Annotated in this window: 13 protein-coding genes and 1 pseudogene; 9 read left to right on the forward strand and 5 right to left on the reverse strand. The window is 68.2% G+C overall.

Features of this window, described 5'->3' with window-relative positions; all coding sequences use genetic code 11:
- Positions 1-72 precede the first annotated feature (72 nt).
- The 4 genes from ACLN58_RS08535 to ACLN58_RS08550 form a co-directional block, all read right to left on the reverse strand.
- Complete coding sequence (locus ACLN58_RS08535) at positions 73-804, reverse strand: hypothetical protein (protein ID WP_415854836.1); 732 nt, start codon at positions 802-804, stop codon at positions 73-75.
- Positions 805-1383: 579 nt separating this feature from the next.
- Entirely contained in the window at positions 1384-3615 is a 2232-nt protein-coding gene (locus tag ACLN58_RS08540; protein WP_415854837.1) for a family 16 glycoside hydrolase, read from the reverse strand.
- A gap of 40 nt (positions 3616-3655) precedes the next feature.
- Positions 3656-4687: a Gfo/Idh/MocA family protein gene (locus ACLN58_RS08545; RefSeq protein WP_415854838.1), complete on the reverse strand. Its 1032-nt coding sequence runs from the start codon at positions 4685-4687 to the stop codon at positions 3656-3658.
- A gap of 99 nt (positions 4688-4786) precedes the next feature.
- Entirely contained in the window at positions 4787-5842 is a 1056-nt protein-coding gene (locus tag ACLN58_RS08550; protein ID WP_415854839.1) for a LacI family DNA-binding transcriptional regulator, read from the reverse strand.
- 608 nt (positions 5843-6450) lie between these two features.
- On the opposite strand from ACLN58_RS08550, the gene ACLN58_RS08555 reads away from it, so the two are divergent.
- The 9 genes from ACLN58_RS08555 to ACLN58_RS08595 are packed head-to-tail and all read left to right on the forward strand — an operon-like array spanning position 6451 to position 15705.
- Positions 6451-7557 carry a Gfo/Idh/MocA family protein gene (locus ACLN58_RS08555; protein ID WP_415854840.1) on the forward strand — a complete coding sequence of 369 codons (1107 nt, stop codon included), beginning with the start codon at positions 6451-6453 and terminating at the stop codon, positions 7555-7557.
- The gene (locus ACLN58_RS08560) at positions 7554-8351 is read left to right on the forward strand and encodes a hypothetical protein (protein ID WP_415854841.1); all 798 of its coding nucleotides are present in this window, start codon (positions 7554-7556) and stop codon (positions 8349-8351) included. Before ACLN58_RS08555 ends, ACLN58_RS08560 begins: the two co-directional genes overlap by 4 nt.
- Positions 8352-8410: 59 nt before the next feature.
- Positions 8411-9721, forward strand: a complete 1311-nt coding sequence (locus ACLN58_RS08565) for an ABC transporter substrate-binding protein (protein ID WP_415854842.1) — start codon at positions 8411-8413, stop codon at positions 9719-9721.
- A 14-nt stretch (positions 9722-9735) separates the two neighbouring features.
- Positions 9736-10695, forward strand: a complete 960-nt coding sequence (locus ACLN58_RS08570; RefSeq protein ID WP_415854843.1) for a carbohydrate ABC transporter permease — start codon at positions 9736-9738, stop codon at positions 10693-10695.
- Positions 10692-11582: a carbohydrate ABC transporter permease gene (locus tag ACLN58_RS08575; RefSeq protein ID WP_415854844.1), complete on the forward strand. Its 891-nt coding sequence runs from the start codon at positions 10692-10694 to the stop codon at positions 11580-11582. Before ACLN58_RS08570 ends, ACLN58_RS08575 begins: the two co-directional genes overlap by 4 nt.
- A gap of 52 nt (positions 11583-11634) precedes the next feature.
- Positions 11635-12426: a sugar phosphate isomerase/epimerase family protein gene (locus ACLN58_RS08580; protein ID WP_415854845.1), complete on the forward strand. Its 792-nt coding sequence runs from the start codon at positions 11635-11637 to the stop codon at positions 12424-12426.
- The gene (locus tag ACLN58_RS08585; RefSeq protein WP_415854846.1) at positions 12423-13544 is read left to right on the forward strand and encodes a Gfo/Idh/MocA family protein; all 1122 of its coding nucleotides are present in this window, start codon (positions 12423-12425) and stop codon (positions 13542-13544) included. Before ACLN58_RS08580 ends, ACLN58_RS08585 begins: the two co-directional genes overlap by 4 nt.
- The gene (locus ACLN58_RS08590) at positions 13541-14683 is read left to right on the forward strand and encodes a Gfo/Idh/MocA family protein (protein ID WP_415854847.1); all 1143 of its coding nucleotides are present in this window, start codon (positions 13541-13543) and stop codon (positions 14681-14683) included. Before ACLN58_RS08585 ends, ACLN58_RS08590 begins: the two co-directional genes overlap by 4 nt.
- A gap of 17 nt (positions 14684-14700) precedes the next feature.
- Positions 14701-15705: a sugar phosphate isomerase/epimerase family protein gene (locus ACLN58_RS08595; protein ID WP_415854848.1), complete on the forward strand. Its 1005-nt coding sequence runs from the start codon at positions 14701-14703 to the stop codon at positions 15703-15705.
- A 324-nt stretch (positions 15706-16029) separates the two neighbouring features.
- Here ACLN58_RS08595 and ACLN58_RS08600 read toward each other — a convergent pair.
- A pseudogene (locus tag ACLN58_RS08600) lies at positions 16030-16275 on the reverse strand (transcriptional regulator); the annotation flags it as partial.

The following is a 16275-nucleotide window of genomic DNA, read 5'->3' on the forward strand; positions in this document are numbered from 1 at the left end:
GGCGGCGCGTCGGCGGTTCCGCGTCGGCGGTGTAGAACGGCTCCTCGGCGGTGGTCGTGGTCGTCTCGGTGCTCATCGGATCCCCCTGGTGAACGGCATGGTCGTGATCGGTGCGAGGTCCTGACGGTGGTCGAGCCACTCGATGCGTTCGATCCCGGCGTCGGCGGCCGCGGCCTCGATGATGTCCGCCACGGGGAGGACCTGGTCGGCGTCCTGAACGGAGTAGGTGATGTAGAGCCCGAATGCGGCGCCATGGTGCCCCGATCCGACCCTGAGGTCAACAAGGCGCTGTTTCGAAGCCTCCAGGAGCACGTCCTCTTCGCCGTCGGTGACCCGTCCTGCCTCCTCGGCGGTCTTCTTCCGCGCCTTGTCGTCGGCCACATGGCGTCTGGCCTGCCCGCGCGCCTGGCGGGCGTCCTGGAGCTCGCAGACGACCGCGACCGTGTGGACGACCGGGGGCTGGATGCCCCGCAGCAGGGGCCGCAGGGCCTCGACCGGCACCGCCTCGGGGCTGAACGCGGTCGCCGGCACGTACCCGGTGCGGGTGTGCCACGTGCCGTTGACGACGACGGCGTTCGGCGACGTCGAGCCGTCCAGGTGCTGCCAGCAGTCGGCGAGGTCCGCTCCCTCGTAGTCGTCGATGTCGTAGTCCGGGTCCTGGAGGTGGCGCAGCAGGGCGGCCATCCCGACCGGGCCGAGCGGCCTGTAGCCGTTGACGGCTCCCTTCATCTCGGCGTAGGACATCGCCGAGCGGACCTCGTTGAAGATCGCCAGACCGACGCCCTCGTCGCGCTCCCCGTACACAGCTCGACTTCACAAAGCTGGGCAATGGACGTTCCGGGGCTCTGGAAGTCAATGCTGGCGCCCGTGCAAAGTAGTCCCACGCGGACTAGAGTCTTCGATGACGCCATTACTGGCCGCTGATCACACACCCGCCTTAGCCGTGGACGGGCTGGCGATTCATCGCCGAGCAGACACCGATGCGGAGAGCTGCGTTTTCGACATCTGCGAGACAACTGCGCGGAAGGATTGCAGAGTGTTCGTTTCCGAGTGCGGGGTCCCGCGGCCGCTCCCATCGGTTGTCACCTTGCAACCGGTGACGTCGACGTCACGCGCGACACGCAACCTCGATTCCGCCAGTGTCGTCGAAGGGACGAGAATGATTGTTCCCGCCAAGTAGTCTGCGGATCTCATCCAATGGATCATCAGACGGACTCCTCCGCAGTCGGGGCGTGTGCATCGGTCCGCAGGATTCCGCGGACCTTGACGGTTTACACCTCCGCGTCGAGCACGCACCGAGGCTCTGCTCGGCTTCCTTTCCAACGCCAGTGGATGCCTGCACCTGACTCTGACGTGGGCGACCTCATTCCAGGCGACTTCTTTTCACACCGCTCTCTCCCCGCCCAGATCCTTGATGCGTGCGTTCCGCCACCGGCATTGCGCGCCCCGGCCCCAGCGGGCCTCACCGAACATGGCGTCGTTGTCATGAACCTCGAGGGCCAGATGGCCCCCGTCGCCGAGCACCGCGTGAATAGCGGCCGCGTCGTAGTTGGGCGCGTCGATCGTCGCGGTATCGATCTCGGCGACCTTCAGCCCGTTCACCCACGTCGTGATCACGGGCATGGGCCCGACGCAGCGGATTCTGAGCTCGTTCCAGTCGCCCCATTTCCAGACGCGAAGGAAGTCCTCGACGTCGCCCGCGTAGCGCAGCCGCCCGCGCTTCACGGGGGTCACGGGTTCCACCGACGTCGCGGGGTCGTCGGCCACCATGCGCACCGGCCGCCGCTCGTCGTCGAACTCTGCATTGATGGCGAATGGGACCGCGGAGAAGCTAGCGAGCCCATTCCCGAAGAAGCCGCCGATGCCGCCGGACGGGCGGTGATCGAGCAGCACCTGGAACCCCTCCCATGAGTCCCGCTGTCGCCGGAGCATGATCCCCGTGTCCGCGGGCCAGTCGGGCTTGGCCTCGATGACGAGATCGAAGTCGCCGAACGTCTCGTCGCTGACGAGGTATCCCCCGTAGCCGGGCGTGGCCTGCTCGCCGACCACCACACCATCCTCGACGAACCAGCGGGCCGGGTGCACCTCGGGGTTCACTGGCGGCTCGAGGCCCATCTCTTCGAGCTTCTGGGCGATACTCGGGCCGCGCGGGTACTCCGCGCCGTAGACGCGCGGCGCCGGATGCCAGCCCTGAAGTGATTCGCCGTTGAACAGCGGAACGAAGCCCTGCTCGAGCTCAGTGGACATGTGCACTCCTTGGTTTTTCATGGGCAGGGATAATCGACGAACGCGAACCCTGAGCCGTCCGGAGCCCAGCTCGGGACGTTGATGGTCCCTTGCCCGCCCACGAAGGCGGCAACAGTGGTGGGCTCGTTCCACGCATCGACCAAGACAAGCCGCAGTTCGACGGGGAGATCCGCGGGGGTGCCCTGTGGTGCCGGGAGGGTAGCTGAGGTAGACGGCGACGTCGCCGGTCGGGGCGACGTGCGGGAACCAGTTGACCCGCTCGTCGAAGGCGAGCTGTTCGAGGTCGCCCCCATCAGGCCGGACGCGGGCGAGTTGGGCATGGCCGGGGATGGTCGAGAACTGCTCGGTGTTGAAGACGATCCACTCCCCGTCCGGCGTCCATTCGCACCCGTCCGCCGGGCCGGGATGGCTCGTGACGGCTGTATCGCCGGTGCCGTCCGCGCCGATCGTGTGGATGGTCGCCGACGTCGGCCAGGCGTTCCCGACGGGCTCGAGGCGGACGTAGCCCAGCCGGCCTCCATCGGGGCTGACGCCATGCAGGAAGTGCATTGCGCCGTCGTCGGCTGTGGTCCGGCGCGCCGCTCCCCCGGCGAGCTGGACCTCCCAGATGTGCCAGTCGTTGGCCGAGGCAAAGACCGTGCGCCCGTCGGGGGCGAGCACGTGATCGTTGTTGACGTCCGGGAGACCGGCGACCTGGATCTGCTCGGGCAGCGCCGAGCCGTCGGCCGGAAGCGTCCAGAGCAGGCCGTCGCCGTTGACGAGGAGGCGGCCGTCGGGCGTCCAGTTCGGCGCCTCGTAGAGCCGGTCCCGGGATTCGAAGACGGTACGGACTGCCCCGGAGGCGCGTTCCCAGATGCGGATGCGGGCGTGCTGGCCGCCCTTCACTTGGCGCGGAGAGGCCTTCATGCGTGACGGCCTTCCGCCAGGTGCTCGCGGATGCCGCGCACGATGAGGTCGTGGTCCTCCTGGGAGGCCGGAGGCGGTCGCCGCTGCGACGACGCCGACGCCGCGGACCCGGATGGGGAACGATCCTCCGGTCACGGCATACTCGGCGCCGAGCCAGTCGACGGCGGCCGGATCGATCCGTGCGGCCGAGAGGCGGGCATCCACAAGCGCGCTGCTCGCCTCCATCCTCAGGACGACGGCGGCCTTCCGCGAGATCCAGGACTCCTGATCCGGAGTGATCCCGTGCAGGGCCGCGCGGAACAGGACGAGGCCCGGGCGGCGGATGTCGATCCCGACGGCGTGTCCGGCCTCCCGGTCGATGCGGACGATCGTCGACCCGAGGTTCCACGCGTCGGCATGATCGAACGACTCGAAGACGAGCTCCTCCTCTTGGCGTTCGAGGATCGTGATGGAATCTGTCATCGGTGCTCCGCTCTTCAGGGCCGGCAATTCAGGGCTGGCGTCACGCGGCGAGCTGGGCGCGCGCGGCGTCGATCGTGGCAAGGATTCGGACGGTCTCGTCCAGAGTGTGGACCGGGGACTCGGTGCGGCCTTCGCCGACGAAGCGTGCGAGAGCGTTGGCTTCCCAGGAGAGGCCGTCGAACCGTGTGAGTCCGGTCGGGTCGCTCCAGGCGAGGGACGGGCCGAAGTGCCCTGAGCCGGAGAGCGTGAATGACGTCGGCGAATAGAAGCTGCCGGCGAGATCGAGCGTCGCCTCGGATCCCGCGACCGACGCGGTGGTCGGGGTGCGGGCCCGCATCGACGTGTACAGGGTGGATTGGGCACCGCCCTCGTGCGTCAGTGCCACGGTCGCATGCGCGTCCACACCGGTCTCCGCCATCGCCCCGACCGCGACGACGCGCGTCGGAGCACCCAGGATCATCGAGCTGAACTGCATGGGATAGATCCCGAGGTCCAGGAGCGCGCCGCCGCCGAGCTCGGGCCGGTTGAGCCGGTGCCACGGATCCGTCGGGAGTGCCTGCCCATGGTCCGCGAGCACCGCGCGAATCTCCCCGAGGACGCCGTCGTCAAGCAGCCGCCGGATAACGGAAGCCTGCGGCAGGTAGCGGCTCCACATCGCCTCCATCACGAGGACGCCCGCGGCCCGGGCGGCGTCAGCAAGGGCCTGGGCTCCTGCCGCGCTCACCGTGATCGGCTTCTCGATCAGGACATGCTTGCCGGCAGCGATGGCCGCGAGCCCGACCCCGAGGTGCTCGCTGTGCGGGGTTGCGACATAGACGACGTCCACCTCGGGATGCGTGACGAGCTGCCCGATGGACCCGAGCGCGTAGTCGATCCCGTGGGCAGCGGCGAACGACGACGCGCGATCCAGCGAGCGCGACCCCACGGCCACGATGCGCTGGGCGGTGTGGGCCCGGACGGCTTTGGCGAACTCCCCGGCGATCCAGCCCGGCCCGACGATGCCCCAGCGGAGCGACGGCTCTCCGCTCCGGGGCAGGTACAGCTCGGGTTCGGGCAGCGAAGAAGGCAGCATGTTTCACTCCGGTCTGGATGCGGGCTGATTAGCACGAGCTAAAATGATGTTAGCACGAGCTAAATCGCGAGGAAAGGCTCGTGACTCGCCGCGACAGCGTCAGGCCGGTTTTCTTGCCGGCCCCGTCGAATCCCGGACCACCAGGCCGGTGGGGGTCGCGATATGGCGGCGCGGGCCGCCGTCGCCCTCGATCCGCTGCAGCACGGCGTTCAATGCTGCCTCGACGGTCGCCTCGACGTCCTGTCGCACCGAGGTCAGGCGGTGATAGGACAAGGACGCGAGGTAGCTGTCATCGAAGCCGACCACCGAGATGTCCTCGGGGACCCGGATGCCGGCTCGGGAGAAGACCTCCATCACGGCGACGGCGCACTGGTCGCCGCAGCATACGACGGCGGTGGGCCGCTCGCTGCTTTCGACGATTCCGCGGGCCACAGCAGCTCCGCCTTCCTCGGAGAAGTCGCTTGCGAGCACCTCGACCCTGTCGGCCAGACCGAACGACGCCATCGCCGCCCGATAGGCTCCGGCCCGGCTCTCCCCCACGGCCCCGCCGAGGCCGCCGGCATAGGCGATGTCACGGTGCCCGAGGCGCACGAGGTACTCGATCGCTAGACGAAGGCCTTCTGTCTCGTCCACATGCACGTTGTCCACCTGGGTGGTCTGGATCCATTCGCCGAGCCAGACGACCGGGACGAGGTCTGCCGCCTCCCGAAGCGCGCTCGATGCGGGATCCGGATTGAAAGCCACGAGCCCCTCGACCCGCTGCTCCATGAGCTCACCCACGACGAGGTCCGTCGTCCTCTCCGCCGTCGTCGGCCCAAGCGCCAGGCCGAACCCTTCCTCGGCCGCGCGGACCATCAGCCTCTCGACGACCCTCACCTGGAACGGGTTGCGCATCACGAACATCATCCCGATCAGCCGGGTCCGGCCCCGCCGCAGCAGGCGCGCGGACGCGTTCGGCCGATACCCGAGCTCCCTGGCCGCGGCGAGAACCCGCTCCCGCGACTCGGTGCTCGGTCCCGGAACACCCCTCAGGACGAGCGAGACAAGCTGCCGGGAGACGCCCAGATGTTCGGCGATGTCCTTCATCGTCGGCATGCGGCCGCCATGCGGAGTCCTCTGCGTGGGGCGTTCCGAGCCGTCGCCGGTTGTCGTCATGGACAGAAGTCTGGCACGTGCCAACCACGAACTGTGGGCAGCACGCGCGTATGCGATGCCCTCGACGCGAACCCCGGCCGAATGCGCGATGCGCTGTGCCTGCCAGACTCCTAGCATCACCTCGTCCGGATGTGCCAACCATGGTGCGCCGAGCAACTGGTGAGCACTCGGACGGCTCTGGAGTCCGGCCGAAGAGAAGCGCCACTCCGGCACGGCGGTGCACCACGACAAGTCGCCGCTACTCTTTGGCGTCCAGCAAGCCCGTGTGCCGTCGCCTTCGACGAAGAAGGAGCACCCCGAAAAGCACGTGCCGAGGCGTCCGCAGAGGCTCGCACCTAACCCAGCCCTCCAGGCCGCGCGACCGACACGGCAGCAGCGCCGACAGCGGCCACCGCTGTCCCGCGACGCTCGAGGTCACCAATACCTTGGCGCGACCTTCGCGCGAGACTGAATGGGAAGGAACTTTCCGGGCTCCGACCCTCGACTCCCACTTGATGTGTCCTCGGTCACTCGAAGCCTGCCGAGTATGCAAGCAGAGGCCTCAGGGTATCCCTGCGGGTACTACCCTCAAGCGGACCTCCCTCACGCACGCCGGATCTGGTGAGCTGATGGTCACTCAGTTCGCCAAGAGTCTGGAGCGAGCAGCAATGCCCCCTACGAATCGATCCGAGGACGACGCGCCCGCCATCGGCGTCGGCTTCCTCGGCGCTGGACCGGTGACGCAGGCCATCCACCTGCCGAGCCTTGCCCGCCTCACGGACCACTTCGATGTCGCCCACGTCATGGACGTCGACGCCGACGTCGCCGCAGCGGTCGCCTCGCGCGTCGGCGCAGCGTCCTCGACCTCGATGGCAGAGCTCCTCGGTGACCCCCGCGTCGACGTTGTCGCGATCTGCAGCCCGCACAAGTTCCATGCCGCCCAGGTCATCGCCGTGTGCCGGGCCGGGAAGAAGGCCGTGCTGTGTGAGAAGCCATTCGCGGTCTCGGCCGACGAGGCAGCGGAGATCGCTGCCGTATCCGCGGAGACCGGCGTTCCCATCATCGTCGGCGCCATGCACACCTTCGACCCGGGCTGGCTCGCCGCCGAGCACCTTTGGGGGAACCTCCCGACGACCGCTCACACGATCCGGTCCTCGGTCGTGCTGCCGCCGAACGCACGGTTCGAGGACTTCGCCACCGAGGTCATCGCCCGCCCGGCAGGCGAGCGACCGGACTACTCCGACCCCGCAGTCGTCGCCGCGACCCTTGAGGGCGGCGTCCTGGGCCTGGCGATCCACGACCTGCCGCTTGTGCGCCGCTTCGTCCCGGCCTTCGACGACCTTCAGGTGCTACGTGCAGAAGTGGTGCGGCCATGGGGCTACGTGTTCCTCCTGCGGGCGGGCGGACGCACGATCGAGCTGACAGCAGCCGTAAATGCGACCTGGAAGCCCGACTGGACTCTCGAGGCCATCGGCCCAGACTCCACTCTGAAGGTGACCTTCACGCCGTCGTACGTCCACGCCGGCTCCGCGGTCGCCGAATTCACTACTGCGGGCCTCACAACCGTCGCCGGCCCGTTCGGCCACAACGGCTACGAGGGCGAATGGCGACGGATAGCCGAGATCGTCGCCGGAACCGAGCCGGCCCCGAACCCAGCGGGGCTCATCGAAGACCTCCGCTTCGCCCTCGCGATCGTCGACGGCGCCCGCGCCCACGTCCTGAAGGAGGTTGCATGAGCGCGTTGACGCAGTACACGGTCGATGCTGTGCACACGCCGGGTCTTTCAGAGGTAGTCGCGTCCCTGCCGCTCTCGCTCACCCGCGCAGGCGAGGAGCCGGCACAGCTCGCGACCATCACAGGCGCGCGCGGATGGGCCGATCGTGCACTGGAGGCGTTCGACGGCGGGGCGCTGGCCGCGGTTGTGAGCTCGCCGTCCGCCGACGAGGGCGTACCGGCCCTGCCCGCGGACATCGCGACACGCGCCATCATCGAGTGGGCCTTCGCGTGCAACCCCGGCGTGCTCGTCGCAGCGGAGGCTGCTGCACCGCTGCGGGAGCGCGCCGTTTTCGCCGACGTCGAGCTGAGGCTGCCGACCGGGGCGGATCCCGACACCGCACTGCTCGATACGCTCACAGCCGCAAGCCGGGTTCTCGGACCGCTCACGCCCGTCCGCTCGCTGCACCGTGACAAGGCGAGCTGGCACCTCAGCGGCTCCCTCACGGAGGACGCGCCGACCGCCCCCGTTGCGATCGCCATCATCGTCACGGACGCTGCGCCAGCGAGATTGCGGCTGCGCCTGCTGACCCTCGACGGCGGGCTCACCGCCGTCGTCCCAGCCCCGGACACGGCCGCCCCGGCCGAGGTCCGAATCGTCGGACCGGACGGTGAGCGCCTCCTACCGACGCTGTGGGAAACCTCTCGCCGCTCTGCTTGGCGGCGGGCCGTGGCAATCGCCGCGGGGGAACTTGTCTCGGCCGACGTTGCCGAGCTGTACCGCGTGGCCGCTCTAGTCCCTGCCCACCAGGGCTGAGGACCGTTCGATCTTTCCTTGTCCCAAATATCCACCCTCAACGAAGAAGGACTCATTCCATGACCCCTACCCGGGCAACGTTCTCGCGCCGTGGTTTCCTCGGCCTCGCCGCCGCGGCCGGAGCCGTCCCCGCCCTCGCGGCCTGTAGCCCCAGCGCCTCGTCCGGGGGCGGCGGGGGCGGCGCAGTCAAGTTCTGGGATATGCCGTGGGGCACGCCCGCGTACAACGACGCGGCGAAGAAGATCACGGAGGCCTACGCACCTTCCGGGAGCAACCTCAAGGCGAGCTACCAAATCATCCAGTGGAACAACTTCTACCAGACGTACTCCTCGGCGATCGCGTCAAAGACAGGTCCCGCTGTCTCCACGGGCGGTGGCTTCCAGGCCTTCCAGTTCGAGCAGCAGGGCGCGATCGCATACGCAGACAACGTGATCGACGCCCTCAAGAAGAACGGCCAGTTCGACGACTTCCTTCCGGGCGTGCTGGACCCGTTCAAGTCGGACAAGGGCTACATCGCGGTCCCGTGGCAGCTCGACATGCGCGTCATGTGGTACCGCAAGTCCCTCTTCGACAAGGCCGGCGTCGCGCCCCCCACTGACTGGCCTTCGGTGCTTGAAGCGGGCAAGGCGCTGAAGAAGATCGGCGTGGTGGGCTTCGCCACCGGGGCGGGGTCAGGCAACTTCTTCGCCAACCACGTCGTCATTCAGATGATGCTCAACAACGGCGGCGGCGTATGGACCCCAGACGGGCAGGTCGACGTCATGAACGACCGGAACCTGGAAGCGACCGAGTTCATGTACGAACTGGTGTCGAACGGCATCATCGACCCGGCCGCCGTGAGCTACACGAACGACAATCTCCAGGCCCAATGGAAGAGCAAGAAGGCCGCATACGGCTCGTACGCAGCCGGGCTGGACAACAGCATCGGGGACACCTCCGGCGACCTTCTGGTTGCGCCTGTGCTCGCGGGCCCGCACGGGGACAAGGCCACGCTCGTGTTCCCAAACAACATCATGATGTACAAGAACACCCCCTCCCAGGCGTCCTCCGAGGCGTTCCTCGTCTACTACATGGGCCAGCTCAAGCAGTACTGGCAGCAGAAGCTGCTGGGCGGGCTGCCGGTGTTCAAGTCGATCACCGAGCTGCCGGAATTCGTGGGCAACGCGAACAACGTCAAGGTCATCAAGGACTGGCAGCCAATTGCGAAGACCTTCGCAGCTCGCGGCGCGGCCCTGAGCGCGAACGACGCGGTACTGGACGGCGGTCAGGCCATCAACCAGTTCGCCCAGACGGTGATTACCGGCAAGGGTGACGCCAAGAGCGCCCTGAAGGCCTTCGAAGACGGACTGAAGTCCGCCATCAAGTCCTGACCCGGAGGCATCCCGTGACCGCATCGATTGACACGGGGCTCGCCCGAGCCCGCCGGGGCCTCGCCCCCGGCGGGCCGGGCCGCCCGGCCCGCAACCGCGCCAGCAGGCTCACCTCCCAGACCACCCGCACCTTCTTCTGGCTGATCCTTCCCTCAGTCCTGCTCCTGCTCCTGATCAACGGCTACCCCCTCGTCTACGCTGCCATCCAGGCCACCCACAACGGCTCCCTCATCGACGCCGGCGACTTCGTCGGCTTTGACAACTTCACCTCGGTGCTGACCTCTGCCGCGTTCTGGAAGGCCACCGGCTTCACCCTGGTGTTCACCGTCGTCGGCGTCTTCGGCTCGTGGGCCGTGGGCCTGGGCCTCGCACTCCTGCTGCGCACGAAAATCCCCGCGGGCGCCTTCTTCAAGGTCCTCCTGCTCCTGCCCTGGGTCGTTCCGATCGTCGTGTCCTCGACCGCGTGGAACTGGCTCGTTGCGACGCCGGACAGTCCTGTCCCAGCCTTGTTTCGCACGCTGGGCCTCGGCACGCCCCTGTTCCTCGCGAACCCCACCCTGGCCGCAGTCATGGTGTGCATCTTCAAGGTCTGGGTCAGCTTCCCGTTCATGATGATGATGTCCTCCTCCGCCCTCGCGAGCGTGGACAACACCGTCTACGAGGCCGCGAGCGTGGACGGCGCCACGAAGTGGCAGCAGTTCACCGGTATCACCCTGCCGATTACGGCCCGCTCGACGTACATCTCGTGGATCCTCATGACGATCTTCTGCGTCAACGACTTCCCCACGATCTACCTCCTCACCGGCGGTGGCCCCGTGGACGCGACCACCTCGCTCGTCATCTATGCCTACCGAGTCGTGTTCCAGAACTTCCAGACCGGCCCCGGCGTGGCCGTGGCGTTCATCATGACGCTCACCCTCGTTGTCGTCTCCGCCATCCTGTACCGCCAGATCCGAAAGTCGAGCGTCGAATGAGCACCGTCCTGCACACCCACGCCGAACCCGCCGCGCTTTCCGGCGGCGCGGCCCCCCGCAAGCGGCGCACCGTCTCCGAGGCCGACCTGCGCGGGCGCTGGTGGCGCTTCGCGCTCATCCTCGCGATCACGGCGATCGTGCTCGTGCCTATCGGCGTCGTCGCCGTCCTGGCCTTCACCCCGGGGGCCTCGAGCACCACCACCGGATTCACGCTCGAGAACTTCGGCAACATCTTCACCCAGACCTTGGCCTCGACCTGGCTCACCAACAGCCTCCAGGTGACCCTCGCCACGGTCGTGGTCTCGGTCGCGGTCGCCGCCCCCGCTGGGTACGTGCTCTCGCGCGGCCGTTCCAAGGCCGTCTCGGGGTACTCGCTGCTGCTGTTCGTCATGCAGTCGCTGCCGATCATCACCTCGGTCGTGCCGCTGTTCATCCTCTTCGCCAACCTGGACCTGGCCGACAGCCTCCTGGGCATCATTATTGTGTACGTCGCCTCGACCATGGCCGTGGCCACGTGGATGATGGCCGCCTACTTCGACTCGATCCCGGCCAGCCTCGAAGAGGCCTCGTGGATTGACGGCTGCTCGGTGTTCGGCTCCTTCACCAAGGTCGTGCTGCGCAACAGCCTCCCCGGCGTGCTCTCCACCGCGATCTTCGCCTTCCTGCTCGCGTGGAACGACTACCTCGTGGCGATCGTGTTCCTCCGGACAGATGTGAATTTCACGCTCCCAGTCGGCGTGCAGTCGTTCTTCCAGCAGAACGCGACCGACTGGGGCTCAGTCATGGCCATGGCCGTGATCATGATGCTCCCGCCCATCATCGTCTTCGCCACCCTCAACAAGTACTTCAGCGTCGGCGGCATCGGCGGCTCCCTCGCCGGACGCTAGCCGCCGCACGAAAGCACCTCGTCTCAGAGCTTTTACGAGAGGACACTTTGCCATGGCTTTTTCAGTCCAGCTCTACACCCTCCGCGATCCGATGGAGGCGGACCTGCTGGGCACGGTCCGGCGGCTGGCCGAGATCGGCTTCACCCAGGTCGAGCCCTACCGGTTCGTCGAGAACGCCGAGGCGTTCGCCGCCGCGTTCGCGGAGAACGGCATCACCGCGCCCACAGGCCACGCTCCGCTCCTCTCGGGCGATCAGGACGAGATCTTCGCCGCGGCGAAGCGTATCGGCATCGGCACCGTGATCGACCCATTCGTCGCACCAGAGCAGTGGCAGGACGCCGGCGCGATCCGGGACACCGCCGCCGCCTTGAACGCCGCGGCGAAGAAGGGCGCCGAGTACGGCATCCGCGTCGGCTACCACAACCACAGCTGGGAACTCGGCTCGAGAGTCGAGGGCACCACGGCACTGGAGTTCTTCGCCGGACTGCTCGACCCCGAGGTGGTCCTCGAAGTAGACGTCTACTGGGTCGCCGCAGGCGGGGAGAATCCCGCCGCTCTGGTCCAGCGGCTCGGCAACAGAGTCGTCGCGCTGCACCTCAAGGACGGCCCCGTCACCGTGCTGGGGACCCGGTTCGACCGTGAGGAATTCGGCAGCATCGCCAAGACCCAGCTCCCCGCGGGACACGGCGAGTTGGACCTCTGGGGCGTCGTGGCCGCCGCCAAGAACCTCGAAGTCGGCGTCGTCGAGTTCGACGACTACGCCGGGGACATCTTCGACGGCGTCGCCGCCTCACTGCGCTACCTCGAGGCCGGCGACCCGGCCACGCGGGAGACCGCCAAGTGAACCATGGACCCGTCGGCGTGGCAGTCATCGGCGCCGGCATGATCAGCAAGCAGTACCTGGACAACCTGACCGCATTCCCGGACCTGAACGTCATTGCGGTCACCGACCTCTTCCCCGAGGCGGCAAGAGCCCGGGCGGAGGAGTTCGGGATCGCCGAGCACGGCGCCCCCGAGCTCGCGCTCGGCCACCCGGACGTGGACATCATCGTGAACCTCACGATCCCGGCGGCGCACGTCGAGGTCGCCACGGCGGCCGTCCGCGCGGGCAAGCATGTGTGGAGCGAGAAGCCGTTCTCCCTCGACCGCGAGAGCGGGCTTGCGCTGCTGGAGGAGGCGGACGACGCCGGGCTGCGGCTCGGGTGCGCACCGGACACCTTCCTGGGCGCGGGCCTGCAGACGGCCCGACGGGTGATCGAGCGCGGCGACATCGGCGTCCCGCTCACCGCCCAGACGGTTTTCCAGACCCCGGGCCCGGAGTCGGTGCACCCGAACCCAGCGTTCCTGTACCAGCGCGGGGCCGGACCGCTGTTCGACATGGGCCCGTACTACCTCACCGCGCTCGTGCAGACCTTCGGCAGCGTGCGCCGCGTGGCAGCCCTCGGATCGAAGGCCCGGGCCACCCGGGTGATCGGCTCGGGGCCGAAGGCCGGGGAGGAGTTCGAGGTCGAGGTACCCACGCACGTGAGCGCCATGGCCCAGTTCGAGTCCGGTGCGTCCTCGCACAGCGTGTTCAGCTTCGACTCCCCCCGAGTGCGGATGGGCTTCGTGGAGATCACCGGCACGGAGGCCACGCTTTCGGTGCCGGACCCGAACTACTTCGACGGGGACCTGGAGATCTGCAGGGCGGGCCAGCACGAGTGGACGAAGATCCCCACCACGGGCCCGGCGAACGGGCGCGGCATGGGAGTGCTGGACATGGCGCGCTCCATCCGCTCGGGTCAGCCGCACCGCGCCACCGGCAGGCTCGCCTACCACGTGCTGGACACGATGGTGTCGATCTCGAAGTCGGTGCATGCCGGCATGCAGTTCGTCGACGTGGCCAGTTCGGCGCCACCGGCCGCGCCCATCCCCGTGGACTGGGCGCCGACCGAGGCGACCCTCGAGGGGGTGCCCGCATGAGTTCTGTTCAGGGGCAAGCTCCGCTGGGTGTTGCCGCGGTCGGATACGCGTTCATGGGCAAGGCCCATTCGCAGGCGTGGCGGAACGTCGCGGCGTACTTCGACGTCCCGGCGGTCGAGCAGCGCGTGCTCGTGGGCCGGGACGCCGAGCAGGTCGCCGAGGCCGCGGCCCGATACGGGTGGGCCGAGTCCGCGACGGACTGGCGCGAGGTGATCGCCCGGGACGACGTGGACATCGTGGACATCTGCGCTCCCGGGTGGCTGCACGCCGAGATCGCGATCGCGGCGCTCGAGGCGGGCAAGCACGTCCTCGTCGAAAAGCCGCTCGCGAACTCGATGGCCGAATCGGAGCGCATGGCTTCCGCAGCCGAGGCCGCACGGGAGCGCGGGGTGCAGTCGATGGTCGGATTCAACTACCGGCGCGTCCCTGCCCTCGCGTTCGCGCGCCAGCTCATCGCCGCGGGGCGGCTCGGCACGGTCCGGGAGGTCCGCGCGTCATACCTGCAGGACTGGCTCGCGGACTCCCAGTCGCCGATGACGTGGCGGCTGCGGAAGGAGACCGCCGGGTCGGGCGCGCTCGGGGATATCGCCTCGCACGCGATCGACCAGGTCCAGTACCTGCTCTCCGACACCGTCACCGAGGCCTCAGGGCGGCTGCACACCTTCGTGGGCCAGCGTCCGGGCCGGGACGGACTCGAGGACGTCACGGTCGACGACGCCGCGTGGGCCACGCTGTCCCTCGCCGGGGGCGCGGTGGCCTCAGTCGAGGTCTCGCGCGTGGCGCTCGGCCGGAAGAACTCGCTGCGGATCGAGGTGTACGGCTCGGCCGGGGCGCTCGCGTTCGACCTCGAGCGGCTCAACGAGCTCGAGTTCCTCGACGGCACCGCCCCCGCCGCCGAGCAGGGCTTCCGCCGGATCGTCGTGACGGAGCCCGAGCACCCCTACCTGCACGCGTGGTGGCCGCAGGGCCACATGATCGGCTGGGAGCACACCTTCACCCACCAGATCCGGGACTTCCTGCTCGCGATCCGGGACGGGGCCGCCCCCTCGCCCTCGTTCGAGGACGGCCTTCAGGTCCAGCGCGTCCTGGCCGCGATCGAGGAATCCGCGGCCGCGAAGTCCACGACAGTCCAGCTCTAGCGAAAACGGAGACAGACATGCCTCGCCCGTTCACCCTGTTCACCGGCCAGTGGGCCGACCTGACCCTCGAGGAGGTGGCCCGGTACGCCGCCGAGTGGGGCTACGACGGGCTCGAGATCGCCGTCTCCGGCGAGCACCTGGACGCGTGGCGGTGGGACGACGACGCGTACATCGCCGAGCGCCTCGGCATCCTGGAGCGCTATGGCCTGAAGGTCTGGGCGATCTCGAATCACCTCAAGGGCCAGGCCGTGTGCGACGACCCGATCGACTTCCGCCACCAGGCCATCGTCGGGTCCAAGGTCTGGGGCGACGGCGACGCCGAGGGCGTGCGCACCCGCGCCGCCGAGGAGCTCAAGAACACCGCACGGCTCGCCCGCGCCCTCGGCGTCGACACCGTCGTCGGCTTCACGGGCTCGAAGATCTGGCAGTACGTCGCGATGTTCCCGCCCGTCCCCGCCGAGGTCATCGAGGCAGGCTACCAGGACTTCGCCGACCGCTGGAACCCGATCCTGGACGTCTTCGACGAATGCGGGGTCCGCTTCGCCCACGAGGTCCACCCCTCCGAGATCGCCTACGACTACTGGTCCACCAAGCGCGCCCTCGATGCCGTCGGGCACCGGGAGGCGTTCGGGCTGAACTGGGACCCCTCCCACATGGTGTGGCAGGGCATCGACCCCGTCGCGTTCATCACCGACTTCGCCGAGCGGATCTACCACGTGGACTGCAAGGACACCCGCATGCGCATGGGCAACGGCAGGGCCGGGATCCTCTCCTCCCACCTGCCCTGGGGCGACCCGCACCGCGGCTGGGACTTCGTCTCCGCCGGCCGCGGGGACGTCCGGTGGGAGGACTGCTTCCGGGCCCTGACCGCGATCGGCTACACCGGCCCGATCAGCATCGAATGGGAGGACGCCGGCATGGACCGCCTCCAGGGTGCCCCCGAGGCCCTCGCCGCGCTGAAGAAGTTCGACTTCGCCCCCTCAACCGCCTCCTTCGACGCCGCCTTCAGCAACCAGGCCTGATTCCCGCTGTGCCGTCGCGTCCGCAGGGTGGGGACCTTGCGGACGCGACGGCACAACCTCAGCCCGTCCCACGCGCGTGGTGCATTCATTGAAGTGGCGTGCATGGCATGGGCAGCGTGACCGGCCCTCCTGTGACCAGGCCCCCGGACACGAGCAGTTAGGATCGAAGCCCATCTCCGAGTTCGGTCACCTATCACACGCAGGGGGGCCTACGGGTCGTCGGGAACACCGAGGCAGCCTCCATGTACGAACGCGTCCCAGAATGGGGAAGACAAGCTGTACTGAAAGTCAAATGTCGACACCGCCCATCCAGGGCGACCTCGTCTAACCTGTCAGGCCCCGGCCTTTGATTGCGGCTCTGACGTGCAACGGGTACTCGGTCGCCGCCCAGGACGCCAGCAGGCACAGGGCGTGTTCGGAGGGTGATCCGGGCTCTGCGCTGTAGGTGGTAAGCGTGAGGCCGGGCTCCGATGTCATCTCCAGTCCCTCGTAGGCGACGGTGAGCTCGCCGACAATCGGATGATTGAAATACTTCAATCCTGTGCCATATTGCCGGACATTGTGTGCCGC

The sequence above is a fragment of the Sinomonas sp. G460-2 genome, assembly GCF_047759905.1.
Classification (GTDB): domain Bacteria; phylum Actinomycetota; class Actinomycetes; order Actinomycetales; family Micrococcaceae; genus Sinomonas.